The organism is Sunxiuqinia elliptica, from assembly GCF_900113005.1.
GTDB lineage: Bacteria > Bacteroidota > Bacteroidia > Bacteroidales > Prolixibacteraceae > Sunxiuqinia > Sunxiuqinia elliptica.
This window is the reverse complement of the sequence record NZ_FONW01000002.1, coordinates 485,653-511,122: the sequence shown is the minus strand read 5'-3', so window position 1 is coordinate 511,122 and position 25,470 is coordinate 485,653. Positions and strand designations below refer to the sequence as shown.

General features: G+C 41.7%; 23 protein-coding genes. 11 read left to right on the top strand and 12 right to left on the bottom strand.

The features are described from left to right. Positions 1–113: 113 nt before the first annotated feature. Positions 114–2,027 (bottom strand): acetate--CoA ligase, encoded by a 1,914-nt coding sequence (gene acs, locus BM156_RS06815; protein ID WP_093919086.1) that lies wholly within the window; start codon positions 2,025–2,027, stop codon positions 114–116. 355 nt (positions 2,028–2,382) lie between these two features. On the opposite strand from acs, the gene BM156_RS06810 reads away from it, so the two are divergent. From BM156_RS06810 to BM156_RS06800, 3 genes are all read left to right on the top strand, one after another. Then, complete coding sequence (locus BM156_RS06810; RefSeq protein WP_093919085.1) at positions 2,383–2,946, top strand: TetR/AcrR family transcriptional regulator; 564 nt, start codon at positions 2,383–2,385, stop codon at positions 2,944–2,946. An 81-nt stretch (positions 2,947–3,027) separates the two neighbouring features. Next, positions 3,028–4,092, top strand: coding sequence for an NAD-dependent epimerase/dehydratase family protein (locus BM156_RS06805; RefSeq protein ID WP_093919084.1), 1,065 nt, complete (start codon positions 3,028–3,030; stop codon positions 4,090–4,092). 23 nt (positions 4,093–4,115) lie between these two features. Next, positions 4,116–4,784: an oxidoreductase gene (locus BM156_RS06800; RefSeq protein WP_093919083.1), complete on the top strand. Its 669-nt coding sequence runs from the start codon at positions 4,116–4,118 to the stop codon at positions 4,782–4,784. Here BM156_RS06800 and BM156_RS06795 read toward each other — a convergent pair. The 5 genes from BM156_RS06795 to BM156_RS06775 all read right to left on the bottom strand — a co-directional run bounded on the left by BM156_RS06795 (position 4,781) and on the right by BM156_RS06775 (position 10,486). Beyond that, positions 4,781–5,689, bottom strand: coding sequence for a hypothetical protein (locus tag BM156_RS06795; protein WP_093919082.1), 909 nt, complete (start codon positions 5,687–5,689; stop codon positions 4,781–4,783). The two genes, BM156_RS06800 and BM156_RS06795, sit on opposite strands and share 4 nt — an antisense overlap. A gap of 69 nt (positions 5,690–5,758) precedes the next feature. Continuing rightward, entirely contained in the window at positions 5,759–6,457 is a 699-nt protein-coding gene (locus BM156_RS06790; RefSeq protein ID WP_093919081.1) for a hypothetical protein, read from the bottom strand. 140 nt (positions 6,458–6,597) lie between these two features. Further along, positions 6,598–9,108 carry a TonB-dependent receptor plug domain-containing protein gene (locus tag BM156_RS06785; protein WP_093919080.1) on the bottom strand — a complete coding sequence of 837 codons (2,511 nt, stop codon included), beginning with the start codon at positions 9,106–9,108 and terminating at the stop codon, positions 6,598–6,600. Between the two features lie 6 nt (positions 9,109–9,114). Next, on the bottom strand, positions 9,115–10,002 hold the full coding sequence (locus BM156_RS06780) for a FecR family protein (RefSeq protein WP_093919079.1): 888 nt from the start codon (positions 10,000–10,002) through the stop codon (positions 9,115–9,117). Beyond that, on the bottom strand, positions 9,974–10,486 hold the full coding sequence (locus BM156_RS06775; protein ID WP_093919078.1) for an RNA polymerase sigma factor: 513 nt from the start codon (positions 10,484–10,486) through the stop codon (positions 9,974–9,976). The genes BM156_RS06780 and BM156_RS06775 overlap by 29 nt, the downstream gene beginning before the upstream one ends. A gap of 173 nt (positions 10,487–10,659) precedes the next feature. On the opposite strand from BM156_RS06775, the gene BM156_RS06770 reads away from it, so the two are divergent. Continuing rightward, positions 10,660–11,544, top strand: a complete 885-nt coding sequence (locus BM156_RS06770) for an N-acetylmuramoyl-L-alanine amidase-like domain-containing protein (RefSeq protein ID WP_170846883.1) — start codon at positions 10,660–10,662, stop codon at positions 11,542–11,544. A 104-nt stretch (positions 11,545–11,648) separates the two neighbouring features. Here BM156_RS06770 and BM156_RS06765 read toward each other — a convergent pair whose 3' ends face one another. Continuing rightward, positions 11,649–12,413: a glycerophosphodiester phosphodiesterase gene (locus tag BM156_RS06765; RefSeq protein ID WP_093919076.1), complete on the bottom strand. Its 765-nt coding sequence runs from the start codon at positions 12,411–12,413 to the stop codon at positions 11,649–11,651. A gap of 180 nt (positions 12,414–12,593) precedes the next feature. On the opposite strand from BM156_RS06765, the gene BM156_RS06760 reads away from it, so the two are divergent. The 4 genes from BM156_RS06760 (at position 12,594) to BM156_RS06745 (ending at position 17,368) form a co-directional block, all read left to right on the top strand. After that, positions 12,594–13,502, top strand: a complete 909-nt coding sequence (locus BM156_RS06760) for a lysophospholipid acyltransferase family protein (RefSeq protein ID WP_133463236.1) — start codon at positions 12,594–12,596, stop codon at positions 13,500–13,502. 2 nt (positions 13,503–13,504) lie between these two features. Then, positions 13,505–14,377: a lysophospholipid acyltransferase family protein gene (locus BM156_RS06755; protein ID WP_093919074.1), complete on the top strand. Its 873-nt coding sequence runs from the start codon at positions 13,505–13,507 to the stop codon at positions 14,375–14,377. A gap of 315 nt (positions 14,378–14,692) precedes the next feature. Further along, positions 14,693–16,459, top strand: a complete 1,767-nt coding sequence (locus BM156_RS06750; RefSeq protein WP_093919073.1) for an Ig-like domain-containing protein — start codon at positions 14,693–14,695, stop codon at positions 16,457–16,459. Positions 16,460–16,651: 192 nt separating this feature from the next. Beyond that, the gene (locus BM156_RS06745; protein WP_093919072.1) at positions 16,652–17,368 is read left to right on the top strand and encodes a DUF805 domain-containing protein; all 717 of its coding nucleotides are present in this window, start codon (positions 16,652–16,654) and stop codon (positions 17,366–17,368) included. Positions 17,369–17,423: 55 nt separating this feature from the next. Here the strand turns inward: BM156_RS06745 and sucD are convergent, their stop codons facing one another. Continuing rightward, the gene (gene sucD, locus BM156_RS06740; protein WP_093919071.1) at positions 17,424–18,305 is read right to left on the bottom strand and encodes a succinate--CoA ligase subunit alpha; all 882 of its coding nucleotides are present in this window, start codon (positions 18,303–18,305) and stop codon (positions 17,424–17,426) included. 18 nt (positions 18,306–18,323) lie between these two features. Further along, the gene (gene sucC, locus BM156_RS06735) at positions 18,324–19,460 is read right to left on the bottom strand and encodes an ADP-forming succinate--CoA ligase subunit beta (protein ID WP_093919070.1); all 1,137 of its coding nucleotides are present in this window, start codon (positions 19,458–19,460) and stop codon (positions 18,324–18,326) included. A gap of 443 nt (positions 19,461–19,903) precedes the next feature. On the opposite strand from sucC, the gene BM156_RS06730 reads away from it, so the two are divergent. The 3 genes from BM156_RS06730 to BM156_RS06720 all read left to right on the top strand — a co-directional run bounded on the left by BM156_RS06730 (position 19,904) and on the right by BM156_RS06720 (position 23,169). Beyond that, the gene (locus BM156_RS06730) at positions 19,904–20,524 is read left to right on the top strand and encodes an SIS domain-containing protein (RefSeq protein WP_093919069.1); all 621 of its coding nucleotides are present in this window, start codon (positions 19,904–19,906) and stop codon (positions 20,522–20,524) included. Positions 20,525–20,527: 3 nt separating this feature from the next. Beyond that, positions 20,528–21,070: an isochorismatase family protein gene (locus BM156_RS06725; RefSeq protein ID WP_093919068.1), complete on the top strand. Its 543-nt coding sequence runs from the start codon at positions 20,528–20,530 to the stop codon at positions 21,068–21,070. Positions 21,071–21,378: 308 nt separating this feature from the next. Next, positions 21,379–23,169, top strand: a complete 1,791-nt coding sequence (locus BM156_RS06720) for a sensor histidine kinase (RefSeq protein WP_170846882.1) — start codon at positions 21,379–21,381, stop codon at positions 23,167–23,169. An 82-nt stretch (positions 23,170–23,251) separates the two neighbouring features. Here BM156_RS06720 and serS read toward each other — a convergent pair whose 3' ends face one another. The 3 genes from serS to rplU all read right to left on the bottom strand — a co-directional run bounded on the left by serS (position 23,252) and on the right by rplU (position 25,224). Beyond that, complete coding sequence (gene serS / locus BM156_RS06715; protein ID WP_093919066.1) at positions 23,252–24,526, bottom strand: serine--tRNA ligase; 1,275 nt, start codon at positions 24,524–24,526, stop codon at positions 23,252–23,254. Between the two features lie 101 nt (positions 24,527–24,627). Continuing rightward, positions 24,628–24,894 carry a 50S ribosomal protein L27 gene (gene rpmA / locus BM156_RS06710; protein ID WP_093919065.1) on the bottom strand — a complete coding sequence of 89 codons (267 nt, stop codon included), beginning with the start codon at positions 24,892–24,894 and terminating at the stop codon, positions 24,628–24,630. 18 nt (positions 24,895–24,912) lie between these two features. Then, complete coding sequence (rplU, locus tag BM156_RS06705) at positions 24,913–25,224, bottom strand: 50S ribosomal protein L21 (RefSeq protein ID WP_093919064.1); 312 nt, start codon at positions 25,222–25,224, stop codon at positions 24,913–24,915. Positions 25,225–25,470: the final 246 nt, after the last annotated feature.

Below are 25,470 nucleotides of genomic sequence, written 5' to 3'. Positions count from 1 at the left end.
TAGAAAAAGCATCCATGTTCTTTTTCTAATTTCCGGTAAATCACTTTTAACACAAAGATTACATCATAAAAAAAGGAGCACTGATAGCTCCTTTTTAGAGGTACGATTTAACCTTATCTTTTCACATCAACTAATGCTCCATCAATAATCTTATCAACCACGTCTTCATCCAGCAAAGTCGTTATATCTCCCAAATTAGTTGCATCTCCTTCCGCCACTTTCCGAAGAATACGGCGCATAATCTTCCCACTTCTTGTTTTTGGAAGGCCAGGAACAAGCTGCACGAGGTCAGGCCGTGCAATAGGACCAATAATTTTAGTTACCCCTTGCATGATACTTTTACGAATACCTTCTTCTCCTCCAGTTGACAATTCACCACAAACCACAAAGGCATAAATTCCCTGTCCTTTAATCGCATGCGGATAACCAACCACAGCTGATTCATTCACCAATGGATGCTCATTAATGGCATTCTCAATTTCGGCAGTCCCCAATCGGTGTCCGGATACGTTAATCACATCATCAACGCGCCCAAGAATCCGGTAGTACCCATCTTCATCTCGCTTTACACCGTCTCCGGTAAAGTACATTTTATTGTAGGTTGAAAAATAGGTATCCTTAAACCGTTGGTGATCGTTCCAAATGGTGCGAGCGATGCCTGGCCACGGAAACTTGATACACAAATTCCCTTCAACCGAATTGCCAGTCAGTTCTTTTCCATCACCATTCATGATAATGGGTTGAATGCCCGGCAAAGGCAAGGTTGCAAAAGATGGTTTCGTTGGTGTAATTCCCGCCAAAGGCGAAATCATAATTCCACCGGTTTCTGTTTGCCACCAAGTATCAACAATTGGACATCGGTTTAATCCCACATGGTCGTGATACCAATGCCAAGCTTCCTCATTGATTGGCTCACCAACCGTTCCTAATACTTTAAGCGATTGAAGTTTCTTTTCTTCCAGAAAATCATTCCCCTTTGCCAACAATGCCCGAATGGCTGTCGGCGCCGTGTAAAACTGATTGACTTTGTGTTTGGCTACAATATCCCAGAAGCGCCCGGCATTTGGCCAGGTTGGAACTCCTTCAAACATCAAGGTTTTGGCGCCAGCCAACAAAGGCCCGTAAACGATGTAGGAGTGTCCGGTAATCCAGCCGATATCAGCCGTACAGAAATAAACATCATCTACATGATACTGAAATACATTGGAGAAGGAATAAGCCGTGTAAACCATGTAGCCTCCTGTGGTATGCACAATTCCTTTAGGCTTGCCTGTTGAACCAGAAGTATAAAGGATAAATAAAGGATCTTCTGAATCCATCTCTTCAGCCGGACAAGTATCAGATTGTCCATCGATCGCTTTATGCCACCAGATATCGCGTCCTACAACCATATCCACTTCCGAATTGGTTCGTTTCAACACCACCACTGTTTCAATGGTTGGACAACTTTCCAAAGCTTCATCCGCAATCTTCTTCAGCGGTGTAATTTTATCTCCCCGAAAACCGCCATCGGCTGTTAACAGCACTTTTGCCGTGGCATCGTTAATTCGTTCCTGGAGAGCATTGGCTGAGAATCCGGCAAAGACCACCGAGTGAATGGCTCCGATGCGGGCGCAAGCCAAAACAGCAATCGCCAGTTCAGGAACCATGGGCATGTAAATAGCGACCCGGTCTCCTTTACCAACACCTAAACGTTTCAGGGTGTTAGCAAACTTATTCACTTCCTGATAAAGTTCTGAATACGTCAGCGTGCGGGTTTCATCATTCGGATCATTGGGCTCCCAGATGATGGCCTCCTGATTGCCATGCGTATAAAGGTTACGCTCAAAAATGTTTTCTGTAATGTTCAGCTTACCATTTACAAACCACTGAATGTTAGGCTCATCAAAATTCCAATCGAAAACTTTGTCCCAACGCTTTCGCCAAAAAAAGCATTCTGCTTGCTGGGTCCAAAAAGCTTCGGGATTAGCGATGCTCTTCTGATACTCGTGAATATAGCCCCCCAGGCTATGGATTTTGTTTATCATTTCATTTGTTTTTTAGGTTGTTTGTTATCTTGGTAAAATAGGATAATACTAATTTAAACTGAATAAAAACAAGAAACAACATTTTGCGATTTCCTCCCGGTAAGTCTGTCTTCTCTGTCTTGCGATTGCATTAGAAATCAGCGATGTGTTTCGATTTTACTTTATCAATAACCATTATGCAGAAAGAATTGTTGAGCAAAAAGAACATAAAAAGTCTCAAGATGTTAAAGCATAAAATACGTTTTAACATCTTGAGTAAAAAAAACAAACAGCCTATCTGTCAATTCGATGAACTGTAGTTTGGCTGTTTCCTCGGAAAAAGTTAGCTTTACCGACTGATTAGTCAATTCGAATCATGAAAGATAAAAGACAACAAATACTCGAGACAGCTCTTAAACTTTTTGTAGAAAACGGTTTTCACGCCACCCCTACATCGATGATCGCAAAAGAAGCCGGCGTAGCAACAGGCACCCTGTTTCATCATTTCAAAACAAAAGAAGAGCTCATTAACACCCTGTATCTGGAGACCAAAGAAATTCTGATCCAGGCCTTAACCAAGCAAGTAAATGAACAAGACACGCTTAAAAGTAAGTTTCGTCAAGTTTTTTACAATGCCATTAATTGGGCAATAAGTCACCCCGATCATCAGTTCTTCTACAGCCAATACAGCTACTCTCCTTTTATTTCAACCTTAACTCGTGAATTGGGATTACAACGCTTTCATGTCATTCAGGAACTTTTAAAAGAGGGACAGGAAAACGACATTTTGAAAGCCATTCCCATTGGTTTAATGATTGATACTGCTCAGGGGACCTTGGATGGCATCACCAATTACCTGATGGAACACCCGGAAAAAATCGATGATAGAGAGTTTACAGAACAAGCTTTCAGCATGTTTTGGGATGTCTTAAAAGGTTAAGCTTTTCATTTCAACAGCTGACTGTTTGGTCTATAGCAGAAATTACACACAGGAAACGAAGCGAAACAACTTAAAGAAAGCATGACAACAATAGATAAACACAAACCCATTTTGGTAACAGGCGGAACAGGCTACCTGGCCTCCTGGATTATCAAACAATTACTGGATGAAGGACTTTCTGTCCACACCACTGTTCGACAGAAAAAGCACAAAACTAAATATCAACACTTACTTGACGCAGCCAAACAATCTCCAGGCAAACTTAAGATTTTTGAAGCTGATTTGCTCATTGATCATTCTTTTCAGGAAGCCATGACGGGCTGTGAACTGGTCACCCATACGGCATCGCCATTCAAAATAACTGGAATTAAAAATGCCGATAAAGAGTTGGTGCAGCCCGCTCTACAAGGCACACGAAATGTCTTGTTCTCAGCAAACGATTCTGATTCAGTAAAGCGGATTGTACTCACATCGAGTATTGTTGCCATGGTGGGCGACACGATTGACATTCAAAACCTCAACCATGGAGTGATGACTGAAAAAAGCTGGAATACGACCAGTTCTGTCAATCATCAACCCTACCCTTACTCCAAAACCTTGGCAGAGAAGGAAGCTTGGCGAATTGCATCGGAACAAAATCGCTGGGACCTGGTGGTTATTAATCCAGGTTTTATTCTTGGACCCTCACTTAGTAAACGAACCGACTCTACAAGTATCAGTCTCATGCGTCAGCTGCTTTCCGGAAAATTCAAAATGGGAGTTCCCGATGGCGACCAAGCGGTTGTTGATGTTCGAGATGTTGCCAAAGCACACATTTTAGCAGGGCTAACCGCTTCAGCCAATGGTCGTCATCTCGCAGCTGCTCATCAAAAGGATTTTCTGGCAATCGCTGAAGTCATTCGAAAAAAACATCCACGATATCCACTTCCTGAGAAAGTTTTACCCAAGTGGTTATTTAAGTTTGTTGGTCCGCTCATGGGTTTTTCTCGTAAATATGTGGAGCGCAATATTGGCTATGACTTTGTTTTTGACAATAGCTATATTCAGCAGGATCTCGGACTAAAGTTCCGTCCATTTGAAACCACCATTGAAGATCATTTCAAGCAATTGGTTAATGACGGACTCATTCCTGACAAACGTTCCTAGTTTTCACTTTAATTTTGAAAAGCATGCAAAAGTTTACAGCACTCCTTTTGGGAGCAACAGGCTTAGTTGGTGGAGAGCTACTCCAACAATTATTAAAAGACGACCGATTTGACCGAATCCGTGTCTTTACCCGTCGTCCTCTCGAACTCAGTCATCCCAAACTGGAACAACACCAGATAAACTTCAATGCTCCGGGAGAATGGCAGGCACTGGTCCAAGGAGATGTGCTTTTCTCAACTTTAGGGACAACCATGAAAAAAGCAGGAAGTAAGAAAAATCAATTTCTGGTTGATTACACCTACCAATACCAGTTTGCCAAAGCTGCTTCAACCAATGGCGTGTCGGCATATGTTTTAGTATCGTCGGCAGGGGCAAATCCAAAGTCTCAGATCTTTTACAGCCGAATGAAAGGGGAGCTGGATCGCGATGTAAAAGCGTTGAGCTTTAACCAAACAATTATTTTGCGCCCGTCTTTTTTGGATGGCAATCGACAAGAAAAGCGACCGTTTGAGCAACTAGGTCTGAAAATCAATCGTTGGCTTACCCGCTATGTATTCAAAAAATATCGCCCAACGCCAGCAAAAGTTGTTGCTCAGGCCATGATCAATGTTGCTGTAAATCCCAAAAAGTACAGTGACTATCGCATTTTTGAATTGAACGAACTTTTTAAACTGGCCAACGATAACACTTAAAGATTAAACAAGTAGCCCACTGAAAAACGGAAAAAGGAACTTTCGGGATAAGTTAAGCCATCTTGCATCGAATGTGGAAAATTATGAATCCAGGATGCTTCAATATCAAACTGCTTATACCGAATATTTAAAGGGATCTCAAGCTGAATGTTCATGAGTCCAAACGTATCTTCAAAATACCGATCGTAAATGATATTGGTCTCCGGATCAATCAGGACTTCATTTAACTGATATTCCACCAACTCTGCTCCCCAGAACAAAGACACTTCCGGCTCCAAGCTTATCCGGTCATAAGTTCCCAAGCGTAAAATCCGCCATGAACTGTAGCCATCAACAGTCAATGACGTTTTAAAACCATCTCCCAATAAGTGATAGGCATCAACACGAACACCGGCATGTTTACTTTTCAAGGTGATTCCAGTATTGATTCCTCCGGAATAGGCCGGATCAAAATCCGGATCATCATCATGATACAAGAAGTAATCGAATGCCAATCGGTACCTGAAGAAGCTCATTTTCTGGGGTCCATTTGCATAGCCGGCAGTCAACACCGTTGTTCGGTAGCCCGGATCTAACTGGCTATACCACGCACCAGACACTCCAGCATAAAACCCCAAAGAGTGCAGATAATACAACTGACCAGACAGGTTACTCTGCTGTTCACCAATTTCCCGACCAGCAAAATAGGTTCCTGAATCAAAGTTACTTCGCCAGTACAAAAACTGATAATGCTTGCGGGATTCCACCAAGTATGACCATTCTTCATCTCCAAAAAACACATCGTTCAACAGAGAATCCACCCGATCGGTATAAACCTCATCAAAAATATCTGTGGGTTGCTGCGCCCAAAGAGCTTGCGCTGTTCCAAGCACTCCAACTATGATCAACCACTGCTTTAGCTTCATATTCTAAGTTTTTTAATGTAGAAAGCCCGTAGAAAATACCTACGGGCCTTAGGTTAACCCTTTTCTTAATTACCGGCCGCCATGTCCTTTATGAATTTGATTTTTAGCCTGCTCTGTGGCTTGCTGACGGACTTGCTCTTGAAGCTGCTCGTTCAAACACTGCTGAGCCTGTTGTTGTGCTTGAGCCTGTGCTTGCTGCTGTGCTTGAGCCTGAACCTGCTCGTTAGCACACTGTTGTGCTTGTTGCGAACTCTGTTGCTGCATTCGTGCTTGCATCCCATTTCCTTTAGCTTCACCATTCTGCTGCCCCATTTGCTTCCGGAGTTGTTGCTGCTGTTGTCCGCTAAGATTCGCATGTAGTTGCTCACGTTGCTGATCACGCAACTCTTGATGTTCTTGAAGCATTGTTAACTGCTCTGCAGAAAATGAGGCTTGTAAAGCAGCCCTCTTTTCTTCCCGGGTCATTTCCATATTCTCCAAGATGGCTAATTGCTCTTCGGTAAACGTTGCCCGAAACGTATTCCGAAATTCCTGGTTTGCTGCTCTCGCCTCATTGAGTGCAGCCTGCTGATCGGCTGTCAGGTTTAAATGTATTTGATCCTGCTTATGCATCCGATCTTGTTTTTGAAGCTGATCCTGATCTGCAGTCTGATCCTCCTGATGTAAGCGATCCCTCACTTGATCTCCAACTTCCTGTGCATTTCCTGCCAGCACCGCGGTCAACAGCAAGACAACCAATAGTCCAATTGTTTTAAAATAAGTTTTCATAACCTGTGTGTTTAAAGATTGATTCACCTCTAAACCGTATGAAACACCATCTACCCTACCTTGATTTTGATTTTTTTTGAGAATAAGTTCCTTTTCAGATGACAAAAGGGATTCAAAAGCTTTCTCAATTTTTTCCTCACTTAAAAAGAAACATTCAGAAAAATGGTTGGCGTAAAAGGAATCGCTTCAGCTTGTAAACCAACCGAAACATCCTGATCTTCCGGAAGAATAATAAAATTGCTGTACTTCAAATTTGTATAGTCCAGTACATTTAACAAAGACACACCAGCCTCCAACCCCAGCCGCTGCGTAGACCAGGAATAGACCAGCCCTAAGTCAAGTCGCTGATAGGCATACAAAGAGCCGTCTTCTCGCTGCAATCGAGGATCTGGGAAACCTGAGCCATAAACGTAACTTGCCGATGCATGCCATGCCTTGAAATTGAGTAACAAAGCCCCCTTCAGTTCGTGACGCTGATCGTGCAAGGCCCGCTGATAGTCTGCCGTTTCAAAATAGTCAAACCGCTCAAGCGTTTGACTAAGACTATAACTGATCCATGCTGAATGCCCCATGAAATCTTGCCTCACGAAACAGTCCACCCCTTTACTTTTGCTTTCTCCTTCGTATAGACCAGAGGTCAACTCGCCATCCACAAAACGGGTTAAGCCAGTTGTGTGTTTTTGATAGGCCTCTAAACTAAACGTGAACCCATGATCCTGAAAAGTGAGACCAACCAAACTATGAAGCGATTCCAACACCGGAACATCCTGCGCATTGCTAACCGACCACCAATAATGATAATTCCCATCAGCATCAACCATTGAGCTGCGAGTAATGAACTGGTTATGCATGCCTGCCGCTATGTTCATTCTTAAATTCCGTGTAAAATCAGCAGTGGCTGACAGGCGCGGTTGCCAAAAAAACTGTTCCAGAGATGGTGAATAATTTGCCCGCAAGCCCAATTTCAAATTTAGCCACGAAGAAAGAGACACTGCATCTTGCAAATAGCCATTGATTCGTTCTCCATCAAGCTCTTGCTTTGCAGTTGTAATGTCAAATGAATCCTGCTGAAAAGAAACCGGATTCAACACCCAACTTACTCCAGCCAAAAACTGATTGGCAGCCCCAACAGCAAATCGGTGTTCCATTTTTGCAATCAATTCTGCCACTTCATTTTCAATTCGACTGTCCTCATTCGACACATCGCTAAAACCGCCCCCAGGCCCTTTGCCCTGATGACCTTCCTGCCACCGCCCAATCTGCCTTAAATTTCGAATTTCTTTCGACAAACCGGAATAGGCCACCTGCCACTTTGTTCGACTTCCTCCGGCCCATTTTTTCTGATAATAAGCTGAAACGCCAAGTTGCCGGTTGTGTTCATGGTCCTCATAATCATACCGAGAATGCTCACTTTCGAGATCCAACAAATACGAAAAACGATCTTCCCCCATCACAGCGCTGATCCCATAATGATCTCCGGCCTTATTTGTTCCGGCAAACTTCAGGTTTAAATCCCGAAAGGTGTAGTCCGGATAAATCATTCGCTCCATACTCCCCCCCGAATTTTCACCTCGTCCACTACTGAATGTTAGCTGTTTGGAATCATATAGTTCGTAATAAGTTTGTCGAAATGCGGCAGTAAAAGCAGCCTTTTTCCCAACCGGAACACTTATCATTCCGTTGACAGTCATGTTATTTATACTCAACTTCAAACGCGTTGCCTTTCGGTCACCGTCAATTCCTGTAATATTGACCATCCCGCCAACCCGACCTCCGAACTCAGCTCCATAAGCTCCTTTCAGCACCTGAATATCTTTGGCCATAAATGGGTTAACCGTACTGATGTTATCATTGAAGTTTTTCATAGCAAACAAGGTCATTCCATCGAACAAAATCTGGCTTTGCCCTTCGTAGCTCCCCCAAATGACCAAATCGTTGGATTGCTCACCAGCAGCTAAAACGCTAGGCTGTAATCGCAAAAGATTAAAAACAGAATGATCACCATTTCCGGGCAAATATCGGGCGACCTGATGATTCAGACGCATGACTCCTGGCTGCTGTCCGATTTGCAAAGAACGAATCACTGGACTTGACACAACCTTTATCTCCTGAAGTTTAAAACTGGTTGGCACTAAAAAGAACTGCTGATTCATCCCTGCAACTACCACGGTGTCGAGCAAATGATAGCCCAAATAGGAGGCCTGGAGATGGAAAAGGCTGTCGTTGGCTGTAATTGAAAAACTTCCCGTTTGGTCTGTTACCAGTCCCCGGTCATTAATTGAAAGGTGCGTATAAGGCAGTGACTCTGTGTTAAGTTGATCAGAAAAACGTCCGCTCAACCGATAGGATACCTGCTCTTGCTGAGCCCGCTGCTCGTAAAAAAGGTAGACATCACCCACCCGAGAATAGGCCACCGGAACTTTTTTCAACAAATAGTCAAACGCTTTTTCAGGCGAGTCAAAACTTCCTGATGCCGTCACCTTGATATCAGCCAAGGTATTTTCATTAAGCGAGTACTGTAGCTGGTATTTTTCACAAATAGTAATAATGATTTCACTCAGGGGGTGCTCCTGTTCATTCAGTTCAACCTTTTGAGAAAATCCAAGCAAACTGAGCAGCAATAGTCCGAAAAGAATAATTTGCTTTTTCAAGGGTAATCAATTCTTTTTGGGAAAGATACGGTATTTTCGGGAGTCTATCTTTTCTATTTTAAAAACACTAATCTGGCTAAGTAATTCTAAAACCTGATCAGCAGTCAGCTCATTCCGATTTAAACGGCCCGAAAGCAAAACAATGTTGTTTGCAGCAATCAATTCTTTTCCCTCGATTTCAACATCATAAGCACGTTCCACCTCTTCCAATAGCTCAACCAATGACTGCTTTCTAAAGGCAAACTCATTGTTCACCCAAGCGGCTTCATCAGAAAATTGAACGAGTTCTTCGTAGTTCATTTTTCCTTGGCCATCCAAGACTGCTTGCTGATTGGCTTCAAGCAAAACTTCCTGTTCTTTATGCGCATCAGTTACGCGTACTTTTCCACTCAAACAGGTCACCCGGTAAACCTCTTTTCGAGCAAACACATTAAACTGTGTCCCTAAAACAGACGTGATGCCTTTAGCCGACACCACCGAGAATCGCGAACCTTTTTTCACTTCAAAATAAGCTTCACCAGTCAAACTTAACTGACGATTTATTCGCCACCAATAGGGATGGTAAGCCAATTCGGACACCGCATTTAGCTTTACCGTTGAGCCATCAGGCAAACTAACTACCTGCACTTCGCCTGCCGGTACGTCCACCCGAATGGTATAGTAACGCATAAAACTTCCAACTCCCAGCACAATTAAAACCATTGCTGCTGCCGCCCAATACCAAGCCAGCTTCAACACACGACTTTTTTGCTGAGACTTTTCCTGCTCTTCAAGCTGCTCTTCTAACTTAGCCCAGACCTGTTCTTTGGATCTGGGATAAGGGATTTGGAGCTTATCCTCGAAGTTATCCCAGCCCAGCTTTTCGTTATTCCCTTTTTTGATATGGTCTTTCACTTTGTTTCAATTTAAATTTTAAGTGCTCCAATGCATGTTTCATTCGCTTTTCAACAGCTTTTACACTAATCGCCAGGCGATCCGCAATCTCGTAGTATTTCAAACCATCCATCCGACTCATTAGAAAAACAACTCGTTGTTTTTCCGACAGTTCACTCAGTGCTTTCTCATAGTTCTTTTGCAGCTCGGCATAAGCCAATTCCTCATCCAACGAATTTTGAGTCACTTTGAATTCCAAGGTTTTCCGATAGCCCAATTCCAGCTGTTTCCGTCGGTGTTGGTTCACAAACTCATCGCGAGCCATCTTATACAGCAAACCAACCACGCTTTGCTCCTGAACTGACAGTTGCTTTTCCCACAGGCGCAAAAAGGTCTCCTGAGCAACATCTGTTGCAAGTTCCACATCGCCGCATCGATAGTACACATAGTTGCGTACTGCCTCAAAATGTAGGTCAAATAACTGCTTAAATTCCTGTTTCGTCACTTTTCAAAAGAACGTTATTTCTTCACTTTCAAAGTTTACCAGTACTTGGTTGTCTGTTCTCAAAAGTTAAGTATTATTCCTTGCTTTTCACCTCATATCCGTTTAAAAATCAAATTACCCTACCTTGAATTCGAAATTTATTTTTGTAATTTCGAACAGTAAATATGATAAACATGACTAAACCAATCCTATTTGCCCTAAGTGCTCTGTTGTTTTTAGCCTGTCAACAGAGGAAAAAAGACACCAAACAAGTTGTTGTTGAGCACCCCAAAGTACTAGCCATTTGCCAGGCTGCCGATAGCACAAAAGTGCAAGCAGTACTGGATCATTTAAACAAAAAAGCGGATCAATCGACTGCCAATTTGGTTGCTGCAGCAGGAAAAGAATTTCTTGGAATTCCTTATGTTGCCCACACCCTTGAGCATGGTTTGGAAGAACCATTGACCATAGAAGTAGAAGGTCTGGACTGCACTACTTTTGTTGAAACAGCCCTGGCACTTGCCAAAACAGCCAAAGCACAAACCTCCAATTTTAACCAATTTGCCCAAGAGCTGGAAAAAATACGCTATCGCGACGGAAAACGAGATGGCTACCTTTCACGCCTTCATTATTTTACGGATTGGTTATTTGACAACGAACAAAAAGGCTTGATTACTCAACCGGCCAAAGATTTCGGGAAGCCTCTCCCTGTAAAAGTTGATTTTATGTCGACCCACCCTGATAGTTATGCCGTTTTAAAAGCCAACCCAGAATTGGTAAAAACCATGGCCGAACAAGAAACCAAGGTTTCAGGACGAGACTACTTCTACCTTCCTAAAGCTGAGTTTGCAGTAAATGAAGATCAACTGAACGAAGGCGATATTATTGGGCTCGTGACCAACATCAAAGGATTAGACGTCACCCATACAGGAATTTTGGTTCGCATTGAAGGACGGATTCACCTGATGCATGCTTCTTCGCTAGCCAACGAAGTGGTTATTTCAGAAGAGCCATTGGACGAAATGCTTCAAAATAAAGCGAGTTATACAGGTATTGTGATTGCCCGACCATTGAACTAAGATTAAACTCGAATAAAAAATACGCCATAAAAAAGTCCAGTTGCTGTCTGCAAAAACAGGCATGAACTGGACTTTTTTATGAATTTAAATGCAACTACGTAAGCCTAGATTCGCTCTTTCAACCATGCGGGGCGGTTGGTTGTAATACCTCCAATACCAAGTTCCTTTACTCGTTTGGCCTCCTCTGGAGAATCAACAGTCCAGCAGAGCACTTTCAGATCCAATGCAGCTGCTCGATCCATCATGGCCTGATCTACAATGGATGAGTGCAGATTAATTCCATCTAAGCCAAGTTGAGCAACTTCCTCAATTTTCTCATTCACCTTATCTTTTGAAGAGCTCAACCAGTAACATTCATTGTCCGGAAACTTGGCTTTGGTATCTACAATAGTTTGCCATCCAAAACTGATAAAAATAATTTGATCTTGCTTACCACTGGCGTCTACTGCTTCTTTTAACGCTGGTAACACCTCTGATCCACATTTAATTTCTACCACCAAATGTTTTCCTGCCGGAAGCGTTTCCAGAACTTCTGCAACAAAAGGAATCTTCTCTCCTTTATATTTTTCTGACTTCCAGGTACCAACATCCAGTTTCCGCAAACTTGCCGACTGACTCTCTGCAATTTTGAGTTCTTCGCCGCCAGTACGTTTGGTTGTATGATCATGGTTTACCATCACCTTTCCATCAGCCGACAGATGAATATCAATTTCAACAGCATCAGCCCCTAACTCCCAGGCGAGCTGAGCTGCGGCAACCGTATTTTCAGGAGCCAAATACGATGCTCCCCGATGAGCAATAATGGTTGGTTGAGCAATAGCTGACGAAACAGCCATAAAAAAAATGCAAAAGCACATCATTTGTTTCATGTTATTTTGTTTAGAGATTTAGATTTCAATTATTCGGCGATAGCAATAATTCGTTGGGTATCTTCTCTTCGGCCTATTTCCTAAAGCCCTGAGCTTAACAAAGGTGTCCATTTTGGGTGAGATATTGTTAAAAATCTTCTTAAAAAAATCTTAATTTTGCCGGAACTACAATTGTTAGACATGGGAAAACTATTCAGAAATTCAATCGTTTCTTTACTTAAAGCTTTTTCGCACCTTCCTTTCGGTGTGCTTTATGTTATTTCAGATATTTTATATGCGATCGTTTTTCATGTCGTTGGATATCGAAAGAAAGTTGTCTATACCAATCTACGAAATTCATTCCCTGAAAAGAGTGAACAGGAAATTGACCAAATAGCCCGTAAATTTTATCATCATCTCTGCGACATGGGCCTTGAATCAATCAAACTTCATAGCATGAGTGATGAAGAACTTGATAAACGACTAATTGTTAAAGGGCTGGATCAAACGGAAAAATATTTCAAACAGCGAAAGAGCATGATTTTGTTGGGTATGCATTATAATAACTGGGAATGGAGTGCCAGCCTTCAACGCATGGCTAGCCACCAGTTATTAATGATCTATAACCCCGTTCGCAACAACCTGGAGATGGAGCGCTTTATTCTTGATATGCGCGAACGCTTTGGAGGCCTATCGGTTCCTGTCCATAAATCAGCGAGATCTGCGATTCAGTTTGACCAAACAGATAGGCCGGGATGCCTATGGCTAGCTGCTGACCAAACCCCATTCCAGAGAACGAAATTCTGGACTATGTTTTTAAACCAAGAGACTCCTTTTTTCAGTGGTCCTGAAAAAATTGCCTACAAAACCAACCAACCTGTATTCTTTCATCACACTCAGAAACTAGCACGAGGAAAATATCAGGTCAACCTCATCGAGCTTTTTGCTGAACCTGCGAAAGAAAAACCGGAAGATATCCTAATGGCTTATATCGATCAAATGGAAAAAGTCATTCAGGAAACCCCCGAATACTGGCTTTGGTCACACCGTCGTTGGAAACATAAACGTTCTCCGAATGTTCCGCTCACCGAACGCACACCAAAGAAATAAGCATGAGAAAATTGTTGAACCATATTGGTTTTCTTCTACTCTCTATGCTCTCTCTATTTCCGTTTTGGTTTATCTATTTACTATCGGACACCTTATTTTTTCTGGTATTTCACGTATTCAAATACCGCAAAAAAGTAGTTTATCAGAACCTGATAAAATCATTTCCGCAAAAGTCAGAAGGGGAAATTAATCACATTGCCCGAAAGTTTTACCATCACTTTTGTGACCTGCTTTTTGAATCATTCAAACTCAAAACCATTTCCAAGGAACATCTAAGCAAACGGATGCAGGTTACCAATCCCGAGTTGGTCAATGCTTATTTCGAAAAAGGCGAAAGTGTACTTGCCTTAACCATGCACTATAACAACTGGGAATGGAATGCCATTTTACCGACCTACCTAAAACACAAATGCTTACTGGTGTACAATCCGGCTCGCAACCTTACTTGGGATGCTTTCATTAACCGAATGAGAGCACGCTTTGGAGGAGAACTGGTTTCAACAAAGAAAATTTTAAAGCAAGTTCTGGCTTACAAGAAAAGTCAAATCCCAACATTTACCTGGTTGTCAGCCGACCAGCGTCCAAAAGCAAACACTCGCTACTGGACCACTTTTTTAAACCAAGAGGCCGGCTTTTTTCCCGGACCAGAAGCACTAGCACGCCACACTGGCTTTCCAGTACTTTATCAACATGTAGAAAAGGTTAAACGAGGCTACTATCGAATAACATTTGAAGAATTAGCCAATAATCCATCTGAACTTCCCAAAGACGAAGTGCTAAACCGTTACGTTTCAAAAATTGAGCATTTGATCAGCCAACGTCCTGAATACTACCTTTGGTCGCATAAAAGGTGGAAACATAAACGCCAGCGATAAACAAACGCGACCTTCCCCCTCTCCCCTGCGAAATTTTTTATTTTGACCTGTTCCAAATTAATGTCTATTTGAACAAAAATTCAGAAAGATTTTTTAACTTGCTTCTACATAAGAAGCTCTTTTGTTAATTCATTGTCAGGGTATTTCAGATGAAAGCTGAACGATCATAGAAGATCGATTACAGGACGTAAGAAACATGATCAATTCATTATTGACACATTAATGAAAACTCAACTTATCCTACTATTTCTGTAAGCTAACTTTCTGTTCAAAACCATCATATAGCACAATCAACAACCCTTAAGACCAATAACAATGAAAAAAAGTACGAATTACACCTACCTTCTTTCACTCCTGCTAATTATCCTGATACTCTCTTGCAGTAAAAGTTCTGAAGAAGAAGAAACCATATTAACACCTCCATCACTAACAATCACTTCTCCCCAAAGTGGTCTTGCAATTGCTCAAGGTGAAACTGTTTCAATTACTGCATCTGCAACTGATGATACCGGAATTCGCTATGTTCGATTTTACATCCAAAACAAAGAAGTTGCTTATACCGAAACCACTCCATACCAATACGAATGGAACACAACAGAAGCCACTCCCGGAAGTTATTCAATAAAAGTTGAAGCCTGCGATTTGAATGATCAAAAAACGCTTCGCTCAGTCAACATTACCTTGACAGAACCTCGGCTAACGGCAAACTATACCGGAACGATCAAATCACGCCAGACTACTGCCAACTTGCCGGGCTTGACCATTCACTTGGGAGATCAATCTTCAACTTCGGATGCTGCCGGTAAATACGAAATAACCAATCAATTTGCAGAAGGACACTACGCGCTGGAAATTAACGCAACCGAAGACTTTATGGGCACTACTGTCGGATTTGATCTTACTGAAAACACCAACGCCAGCCATGATCTCTACCTTTATCAAAAGCCCGAAAACGTTCAAAAACAAGCAGAAGGCTTTATCAAAGGTGTCTCGATGTTTGATGCAGGCCCATGGATGGGACAAGATCTGTACCCCGATGCTTTTGCCTCTACCTTCGATCGTTTAGCCAGCAATCACAGTAATTTAGTCACTGTGTTCGATCCTGTTTTTATCACTGAAGCAGGAAACGATTCCGTAAAAATGAGCACCAGCGCTAATACCGAATATCCTTGGGATATGCTTAGCTCATCGCAATACACAGACCTGACAGACAAAGCAACACAAAAAGGACTTGATTTTATGTTTTGGTTTGGAGTATGGCCTCAAGCTGAAAAGCAGCTTTCAGGAAAATCGTTCAATGCCATTGTTTTTAGCGGCAAAGTATTGCCTGATGAATTCTGGCAGGATTGGTTCTCCGAATACACCAGAATCTTGGTTGACTATGCTAAGCTTGCAGAAACTCAAAGTGTTCCCTACATTTCATTAGGACATGGGTTGAATTATGCAACTTCCCCACAGCAATTCTCATCTGTCGAGCTTTACCATTCCTTATGGACTAACCTAATTAATAGCATCAAAGAAGTTTATGCTGGCGATTTGATTTATTTTGGGACTAACAGATCTTTTACCGCTCAAAATTATGAAGGAGGTAGTGAAATTGAATATTATGAAGATGAAGCTTATACAACAACTTTCAAGAACTTGTTCGATGCTTTTGGAGTCATTTTGTCAAACATTACATCAACGCCAAATCCAAGTATTGATCAAATCAAAAGCTCGGTCACATCGATTCTGGATCGGTACACGAGCTTTGAAAAACCAATCATCCTCTGGGTTTGGTCTCCATCAGTTGATGGCTCAGCCAACAAGTATGGACATTTGGAGCCCGTGTTGGATGTTAGTCAAGCCGCCTCCAATTATGTAGTTGATTTTTATGAGCAGGCCGACGTATATGAAGGGATTTTTGAAGCATTAAATGAATCGTCAGTCGATGTGCTCGGGGTTATTTCTCATGGATACATGTATTTTGACCAATTCAAAAAGTACGCTCCCAGAAATATGGATACAGCATTTGATAAGGCTGCCTCGGTTCGCGACAAACCAGCTGAACAAGTTTTAAAATTCTGGTTCGAAAAGATGTAACGACCAACAAACTATGACAAAAAATTAGCCATTATAAGATTGAAAATGATAAACATCAACCTCAAATGATTCTGATTTCTAAAAAAGATTTGCTTAAATTAGCTGAGACAGAGCCTCAGAGGAGAATCCCCGTGTGATCTCCTCAATCGATCAAAAGCAAAAGTTGAGTGGGAAAAACTAAAAACTAAATTTATGAATTGGTATTTGAAGGTATTAAAACAGTACGCTGATTTTAAAAGCCGCGCTAGCAGAACAGAATACTGGATGTTTGTTCTTTTCAACCTCATTTTTGCCAGTGTCGCAATGATTATCGACAACGTTCTGGGCATTGCTTTCGCAGGTACAGGCATTGGTATTTTTTATTCCCTATTTGCGCTGGCTCTTCTTATTCCTTGCCTTGCCGTTACCGTCAGGCGGCTCCACGATATTGGGAAAAGTGGTCGATTTATTTTGCTTGCGCTAATTCCTGTAATCGGAACAATCTGGCTATTCGTTTTATTAGCAAAAAAAAGCAGTCCCGGTGAAAATAACTACGGAGAAAATCCCAATTTCAGTTACACCTATAATGAAAGTACCGATGAAATGCAGTTAATCGACCATTCGGTTGATTCTTCTACAGAAGATTCTGTGATCTTGATTATCGTTATTTGGATGGCATTTTCTCGATTCTTCTGGGCTTTAGTCCCACTATTTACCGAAAGTCAGTATTCTCCAGGATGGTATGAATTAGTTAATATGCTAATGGGCATCATTTGGGCATTCGTACCCTTTGGACTAGCCTTTGCGGTAAAAAGTAAAACCAAGCAAATTGCCTTATTCATCCTTGGAGGAATCTACCTGTTATACAGCCTCTTTGATGTTCTAAACTCGTTTCTTAACGGAGCTTCAGCCCAGGGTGGAATCATGTAAGATATTTTGAAATCAATAAAAAATGGGCTGCAGAAATTCTGCAGCCCATTTGTATTTATGCTGTAGTTTTTGCCAGCTTTTCTTGTAATAGTTTGGGGATTTCAGATGGCTCCTTAGCCACAGGAACATCCGCCTTGGCAAAGGCCCGAATCTTCTCTTCGGCAGTTCCAGAGCCACTGGAAATAATCGCACCGGCATGCCCCATTCGTTTCCCTGGAGGAGCTGTTTGCCCTGCGATAAAGGCAACTACCGGCTTGGTCATGTGCTCAGCAATATAAGCAGCAGCCTGCTCTTCGGCGTCACCACCAATCTCTCCGATCAGCACCACGGCTTCTGTCTCCGGATCATTTTCATACATCTCCAGCAGTTCCCGGTAATACAATCCGGCCACCGGATCACCTCCAATACCCACAACAGTGCTCTGTCCCATTTCATTCATGGTTAACATGTTCACCACCTCGTAGGTTAAGGTTCCACTTCGAGACATCAATCCAATGTTGCCTTTTTTGAAGATCATTCCTGGAAGAATGCCAATCAATGCTTCATCGGGAGTGATCAATCCCGGACAGTTTGGACCAATCAATTTGGTGCCATTTTTCTCAATAATTGAAGTCACCCGAATCATATCCTGAATAGGGACTCCTTCTGAAATTGCAACCACCAACTCAACACCCGCATAAGAAGCTTCTAAAATTGCATCGGCGGCAAAGGCTGCCGGCACAAAAATAATCGACGTATTGGCCCCCGTAGCCTGAACTGCCTCAGCCACGGTGTCAAAAACAGGAACTCCATCAACTTCTTGTCCTCCTTTTCCCGGAGAGGTTCCAGCAACAACATTGGTTCCGTATGCTTTCATTCTTCCGGCATGAAATTGTCCATCGCGGCCAGTTATTCCCTGCACCACTAGTTTTGTATCTTTATTTACGAGAATACTCATGACTAATTCTTTTTAAGATTACTGACCTTGACTTAATTCAATTGCTTTTTGTGCAGCTTCGCTCATTGTTGCTACAGTTGGCAGGCCTGTTTCTTTCAACAAAGCCAATCCCTCTTCGGCATTGGTTCCCGACAAGCGAACAACAATAGGCATGTCCGTCTTAATAGTATCCAGAGCTTTGATTAAGCCCCGGGCAACATCATCACAACGTGTAATCCCTCCAAAAATATTAATCATCACAGCGTTCACATTTTGGTCAGAGAGCAGAATATTCATCGCATCCACAACCTTTTGAGGATTCGAACTTCCACCAATATCCAAAAAGTTGGCAGGCTCGCCTCCATAAAGCTTGATCATATCCATTGTGGCCATAGCTAAACCGGCGCCATTAACCATGCAACCAATGTTGCCATCCAGCTTCACATAGGAAAGTCCTTTTTCATGCGCATCAATTTCCTTCAACTCATCTTCATCTGCTTCGCGCATGGCTTCAATTTCTGCCTGACGGTACAAAGCATTATCGTCAAAGTTCATTTTTCCGTCAATCGCCCAAATTTCATTGTCAGGTGTTAAAACCAACGGATTAATTTCGGCAATTGTGGCATCTGTCTCAACAAACAAAGTGTAAAGCTTCTGCATAATATCAGCTGCTTTACGAGCATGCTTAACATTGCCAAACAACTTCATGCCAATCTCACGCGCTTGAAAATCCAACAAACCCGTTAATGGATCAATTGCAAACTTGTGAATCAACTCAGGAGTGTTTTTTGCAACTTCTTCAATTTCGACTCCACCTTCAGCACTCGCCATTAAGGTCACCGATTTGGTATTCCGGTCGTTGATTAAGCCCACGTAAAACTCCTTCTGAATGTCGACAGCATCAGCTACCAACACTTTTTCAACAGTCAACCCTTTGATGTCCATTCCCAAAATCTGACGGGCAGCATCAACCGCTTCCTGTTTGTTTCGAGCGAGCTTTACCCCTCCGGCTTTTCCTCGTCCACCAACCAAAACCTGTGCTTTAACAACCACGAGGTCTTCTTTCTTTGCCATTGCTTTTTCTACTTCCTCTACCGACTGGCAAAGCACACTGTTCGGTACCGGAAGGCCGTATTTCTTGAAGATTTCTCTGGCTTGATATTCATGTATCTTCATAAAGTATTTATTAAAATAGGTTAGAGAATTTCGAGCTTTTTAAATGTATCAAAATATCCAGAGGTCAGGAAGTACTTCGATCACCCCTTTTGGCTATTTTAAAACATATAAACAGTCGTTTTACCGAATTGTTTGTGCCAAAATTCTAAACAGAAACAATCGGTTGTCAACACCATTCTTTTTGCCCTCAAACTAGCATTAAGTAAACAATAGTTTATAAAACAAGTTCATAGCAAACTTTCAGCAGTACGATACAAGTATCGCTTCCCAGTCCGTCGGCTTTTTATTCAAAAATGGCAGTCTCACGCTAAAAGAGAGCAATCGTATCCAAATAATACAATTGACATTGGCAGAAGCTAAAAATTAGCGTAATTTTGGGCTCACAAATTTTGAAGAGACAGCCATCAAAAAAAAGTAATTGTTGTCTGAATAATAAATAAACCATGAAAGAGGAAGTAGCTAAACTCATTAAACAGGAAGCAGATGCAATTTCATCCATTCCCGTAACTGACCAGTACGAAAAAGCCATTCAAATCATCAAGGAAAGAGTTCACCGACTCAACGGGAAACTCGTTGCCAGTGGCATGGGAAAAGCCGGACAAATTGCTTTAAACATTGCCACCACATTCAGTTCAACAGGAACTCCAGCTGTTTTTTTACACCCGAGTGATGCACAACATGGCGACTTGGGCGTAGTTCAACCCAACGATGTTCTTTTGTTGATTTCAAACTCTGGAAAAACTCGTGAAATTGTAGAGCTGGTTGAATTGGCTGATAACTTATATCCCAATCTCCCAATTTTGGTAATTACCGGAAACGAAGAAAGCGAGTTGGCTCAAATGGCGGATGCTGTTCTATTCACCGGAAACCCCGCTGAAGTTTGCACCCTTGGATTAACTCCAAGCACTTCTACAACCACGATGACAGTTATTGGAGACATTTTGGTTGTTCTATTGATGAAAGCCATCGGATTTACAAATGAAGAATATGCCAAACGCCACCATGGAGGTTATTTGGGCGATAAGTCACGTAGCCAGGCAAGACTTCTAAAAAATAAAAAATAAGCTATGCGCATTACCAAAGACAACACTGTAGGAGTAGTGATTGACATTCAGGAGCGATTGGTTCCTGCAATGGCAGAGAAAGAGACTTTTGTAAAAAACAGCAAGATCTTAATCGAAGGACTTCAAGCCCTGAATTTACCCTTGCTGGTAACGCAACAATACAGCAAAGGACTGGGGCAAACCATTCCTGAAGTAAGCGAAATCATCAACGACTTTTCTCCAATTGAAAAGAGTGACTTCAGCTGCTTGGATGAGGCTGTTTTTAAAGAAAGACTCGAGCAAAGTGGAGCAAAGAATGTAGTCATCTGTGGTATTGAAAGCCATGTTTGCGTGCTGCAAACAGCTGTTGACTTAAAAGAAGCAGGTTACAACCCGATCATCGTTATGGATTGTACTTCATCACGTAACTTAAAGAATGTTCAGCTAGCAAGTGAACGTTTCCGTCATGAGAATATTCTAATGACTTCTTACGAATCCATCTTATTCGAATTGACCCGCTCAGCTAAAGCCGCTGAATTCAAGACCATTTCGAAATTGGTAAAATAATATTCAAGGAGGGCTAGTCCCTCCTTCTCTATACTTTTCTTTCCCCGTAAATAACAACTTATTTTAAACTTTACTGGCCGATTTCGAGTTATCTCAAGAGATAACTTTATAATTACCAACATGTCCAGTTCATGAAGTTCAAAGACCTGACAAACCCTATGCGAAGAAATTTTCCATTTCTTGTCGCAAGCTTATTTTTTCTCAGTTTACTTTCAATTTCCTTCTATTATATTTCCTATAAAAGAGGACAATGGGAAAAAGACATCAGAGCAAACCTTCTGGAAATCTTGATCGGAAAAAAATCAAAATTGGAGAAAGCTCTTTCCTCCCGCATCTACTACACAAAGGGGCTTGCTGCATACGTTTCTGTTAATCCTGATCTAAGCACCTCCGACTTTGATCAACTCGCCAAAGAATTAATCAAACAAGACAGCATTATTTCGTCGATGTCCATTGCTCCCAATTGCATTATTAGTGCAATCTATCCCTACGAAGGGCATGAGGAAGCCGTTGGCCTTGATCTATTAGCACACCCCGCCCGACGCGAGATTGTTGAGCAAACCATCAAAACCCAGCGCACCTTTGTTGCAGGCCCTGTTGAATTAGTTGAAGGAGGAATTGCCTTCATCAGTTATACGCCCATTTTTAACAAACTACCTGAAAGCAACGGCAGTTTTTGGGGCATGACAGATATTGTTATCTACAAGGATGAGTTGTTGAAAGAAGCCTCGTTCCACACCACTGAAAATGGCTTTAACTATGCCCTAAAAGGGCAAGACGGGCAAGGACACGCAGGTGATGTCTTTTGGGGAGATGAAGCTGTTTTTGCTCAAAATCCAGTAACAATCTCTGTCGATCTTCCCGACGGAGAATGGATTCTGGGTGCAAGCCCACAAACCGGCTGGAATAGCTATTTAGATCAAGATAAAACCTTAAGCATCCTCCTAATTATCAGCTCTATCATTATCAGCTTTCTATTTTGGCTGGTTATCCGTTCGCAACAACAAATCAGAACCAATGCCAATGAGCTAAAAGCGATTTTTAATTCGATGCGTAACCTAATTGTCGAGTTTGACCAAGATGGAAATTACATCAAAATAGCCCCCACCAATACCGACTTATTAATCAAGCCTGAGCATGAATTATTGGGAGAAAATGTCACGGACGTTTTAGAAACTGTAGTTGCTCAACAATTTTTAAGCGCAATTTCTCAGTGTATTCAAACACGTAAATTGATAATCATAGAGTATCCACTTGTTATTAATGACAAAAATTTTTGGTTTACTGGAAGACTATCCTACAAAAAAGGAGGAACAGTCATTCTAAGTGCCTACGACATAACCGAAAAAAAACAAGACGAAGAAAAGCTTCGCCAGTCGACAGAAAAACTAAAACAACTCAACGCAACGAAAGACAAGTTTTTCTCCATCATAGCTCACGATCTACGCAGTCCTCTCGCCAGTTTTCAAAGCATTTTAGAATTGTTACACACAGACTATGATTCCATTAGCAACGATAGCAAGAAACAACTGATCAAAGCAATTCATGAATCTTCATCGCACCTCAACAACCTTTTGGAAAATTTACTGGAATGGTCCCTTTCTCAAAAGAATGAACTTCAGTTCAATCTTCAGAAACACAATATTTACAATTTGGCAGAAGAAGCTTTGAAAGCCATGCAGCCCGGCTCCATAAAAAAGTCCATATCAATTAGCAATCAAATCTCCCAGCAAACCTTTGCTTTGTGTGACCAACGGGCAACGCACACCATCTTAAGAAACTTAGTTTCGAATGCGCTAAAGTTCACCAAACAGGGAGGAAAAATAACAGTAAATAGTCATCAAAAACAAATCAATAATAGAACTTACTGGATCATTTCAATCAAAGACTCGGGCATTGGAATACCATCAAACAAGTTACTGCAACTTTTTCAGCTGGACGCTCAAAATTCCACTGCGGGCACCAATGACGAAAAGGGAAGCGGCTTAGGCTTAATTTTATGCCAAGAGCTTGTTGAGAAACAACACGGATCAATTTGGATTGAAAGTGAAGAAGGACAGGGAACAACCGTTTCATTCAGCCTGCCAGCTTTCATTTAAGAAGAGATTTAAATCAATGAAGGCCATTTCCTTCAATTAAGGGAACGGCCTTCAAATTTATATTATTGGTTGATTAATATGCTTAACGAATCCACTCGAAGCCACAGTAAGGAACCAAAACTTCTGGCACTTTAATACCTTCGGGTGTTTGATTATTTTCAAGCAAAGCTGCGACAATTCGTGGTAAAGCCAAAGCACTCCCATTTAAGGTATGTGCAATTTGAGGTTTCTTTTGCCCCTCATCGCGGAACCGGAGTTTCAAACGATTTGCCTGGAACGATTCGAAATTAGATACCGAGCTAACTTCCAACCATTTTTCCTGAGCGGCAGAGAAAACTTCAAAATCGTAAGTCAGTGCTGCCGTAAAGCTCATATCGCCACCACAAAGTCTTAAGATACGGTAAGGCAATCCCAGCTTTTGAACTAAACTCTCTACATGAGCCACCATTTCATCCAGCACCTCGTAGCTCTTTTCAGGATGAGCAACTTGTACCACCTCTACTTTGTCAAACTGATGCAAGCGGTTCAATCCGCGAACATCTTTCCCGTATGAACCTGCCTCGCGACGGAAACACGCACTGTAGGCTGTATTTTTCACAGGCAATTGCTTGCCCTCCAGGATCACATCCCGATACAAGTTGGTTACAGGCACTTCAGCTGTTGGAATCAGGTAAAGGTTGTCTTCTGTAACATGATACATCTGCCCTTCTTTATCTGGAAGCTGGCCCGTTCCAAACCCACTGTCTTCATTCACCACCAAAGGAGGTTGAATTTCCAAATAACCTGCTTTTTGTGCTTCATCCAAAAAGAAATTGATTAAAGCCCGTTGAAAGCGCGATCCTTTTCCCTTGTAGACCGGGAAACCTGCGCCCGTCAATTTTACACCCAATTCAAAATCAATCAAGTCGTATTTTTCAGCCAATTCCCAGTGTGGTAATTTTGCTTCACCTAAATCTGGTTGTTCCCCTGCATTCTTTACAATTTCATTGTCCTCAGGTGTTTTTCCTGCTGGTACGATGTCAGCAGGAATATTGGGTAACTGCACTTGCAGTTGGAAAACCTCGTCATCAATTTTGGCAAACTCCTCATCCAGTTGCTTGATGTTATCCTTTAGCTCCGAAGTACGCGATTTTGCCTGACTGGCTTCTTCTTGCTTCCCTTCACGAAATAACTGGCCGATTTCTTTCGACAACTTATTCATTTCGGATTTAAACTGATCGGCTTTAACCTGAATTTCATTCTTTTTTTGATACAGGTTAATGATTTCCTTTACAATAGCAGAAGCGTCAAAATTCTTCTTTTTAAGCTTTTCTATAACCAGCTCTGGGTTATCTTGGATAAATCTTAGGTTAAGCATTTTCTGAACGGGTTTAAAATTTTGTCGGGCAAAGTTATAAAATAAAAATCTCCTGCCTTAGCAAAGACAGGAGATTCTTAACTGCATATTTTTAAAATCGCCTAGTTTGCTGAAGTAACAGGTTCAACAGAAATATACGATTTGTTGTCTCTTTTCTTTTTGAAAACAACAGTGCCATCAATCAAGGCAAATAATGTATGATCTTTTCCCATACCAACATTACTTCCAGGATGATGAGAAGTTCCACGCTGGCGAACGATAATGTTACCAGCCTTGCAAACTTGACCGCCGTAAATTTTTACACCAAGTCGTTTACTTTCCGATTCGCGTCCGTTTTTCGAACTACCGACACCTTTCTTATGAGCCATGGTCTAATGTTTTTAGGGTTATCCAATAATTTCTTCAATCTGAATTTGAGTCATGTACTGACGGTGACCGTTCTTCTTCTTGTAACCTTTTCTTCTTTTCTTTTTGAAAACAATTACTTTGTCACCTTTCAAGTGTTCTACAACTTTAGCACTGACTTTAGCTCCGTCAACTTTTGGAGTTCCAACTTTCACGCCAGACTCATCTTCTACCAAAAGAACGTTGTCAAACTCAACATTTGCACCTTCTTCTTCTTGAAGACGGTGGACAAAAATCTTTTTGTCTTTCTCTACTTTGAATTGCTGTCCTGCAATTTCTACAATAGCGTACATTCTCTATACTTTTATAATTTCCTCCGGCAGGCGGGAAATCACTGATTATCCACTTTTTAGAGCCTACTCGAAAACTTTGGACTGCAAAAGTAGATATTTTTTAGTCATCAGCAAAGAATTGAAGGTGTTTTTTAACTGAATATAATTGCCTTAGCCCAATTCGCACAACAAAGAAGTCGGCATCTGTTTTAAGAAACACCTTTTATTTTTAATGAAACACTTAAAAGTATTGTTATATTTGCTTGC

What these genes read in the sequence shown, in the direction of transcription:
- acs (WP_093919086.1), bottom strand. Translation starts at nt 2,027, where the DNA reads ATGATAAACAAAATCCATAGCCTGGGGGGCTATATTCACGAGTATCAG.
- BM156_RS06810 (WP_093919085.1), top strand. Translation starts at nt 2,383, where the DNA reads ATGAAAGATAAAAGACAACAAATACTCGAGACAGCTCTTAAACTTTTT.
- BM156_RS06805 (WP_093919084.1), top strand. Translation starts at nt 3,028, where the DNA reads ATGACAACAATAGATAAACACAAACCCATTTTGGTAACAGGCGGAACA.
- BM156_RS06800 (WP_093919083.1), top strand. Translation starts at nt 4,116, where the DNA reads ATGCAAAAGTTTACAGCACTCCTTTTGGGAGCAACAGGCTTAGTTGGT.
- BM156_RS06795 (WP_093919082.1), bottom strand. Translation starts at nt 5,689, where the DNA reads ATGAAGCTAAAGCAGTGGTTGATCATAGTTGGAGTGCTTGGAACAGCG.
- BM156_RS06790 (WP_093919081.1), bottom strand. Translation starts at nt 6,457, where the DNA reads ATGAAAACTTATTTTAAAACAATTGGACTATTGGTTGTCTTGCTGTTG.
- BM156_RS06770 (WP_170846883.1), top strand. Translation starts at nt 10,660, where the DNA reads ATGACTAAACCAATCCTATTTGCCCTAAGTGCTCTGTTGTTTTTAGCC.
- BM156_RS06765 (WP_093919076.1), bottom strand. Translation starts at nt 12,413, where the DNA reads ATGAAACAAATGATGTGCTTTTGCATTTTTTTTATGGCTGTTTCGTCA.
- BM156_RS06760 (WP_133463236.1), top strand. Translation starts at nt 12,594, where the DNA reads ATGGGAAAACTATTCAGAAATTCAATCGTTTCTTTACTTAAAGCTTTT.
- BM156_RS06755 (WP_093919074.1), top strand. Translation starts at nt 13,505, where the DNA reads ATGAGAAAATTGTTGAACCATATTGGTTTTCTTCTACTCTCTATGCTC.
- BM156_RS06750 (WP_093919073.1), top strand. Translation starts at nt 14,693, where the DNA reads ATGAAAAAAAGTACGAATTACACCTACCTTCTTTCACTCCTGCTAATT.
- BM156_RS06745 (WP_093919072.1), top strand. Translation starts at nt 16,652, where the DNA reads ATGAATTGGTATTTGAAGGTATTAAAACAGTACGCTGATTTTAAAAGC.
- sucD (WP_093919071.1), bottom strand. Translation starts at nt 18,305, where the DNA reads ATGAGTATTCTCGTAAATAAAGATACAAAACTAGTGGTGCAGGGAATA.
- sucC (WP_093919070.1), bottom strand. Translation starts at nt 19,460, where the DNA reads ATGAAGATACATGAATATCAAGCCAGAGAAATCTTCAAGAAATACGGC.
- BM156_RS06730 (WP_093919069.1), top strand. Translation starts at nt 19,904, where the DNA reads ATGAAAGAGGAAGTAGCTAAACTCATTAAACAGGAAGCAGATGCAATT.
- BM156_RS06725 (WP_093919068.1), top strand. Translation starts at nt 20,528, where the DNA reads ATGCGCATTACCAAAGACAACACTGTAGGAGTAGTGATTGACATTCAG.
- serS (WP_093919066.1), bottom strand. Translation starts at nt 24,526, where the DNA reads ATGCTTAACCTAAGATTTATCCAAGATAACCCAGAGCTGGTTATAGAA.
- rpmA (WP_093919065.1), bottom strand. Translation starts at nt 24,894, where the DNA reads ATGGCTCATAAGAAAGGTGTCGGTAGTTCGAAAAACGGACGCGAATCG.
- rplU (WP_093919064.1), bottom strand. Translation starts at nt 25,224, where the DNA reads ATGTACGCTATTGTAGAAATTGCAGGACAGCAATTCAAAGTAGAGAAA.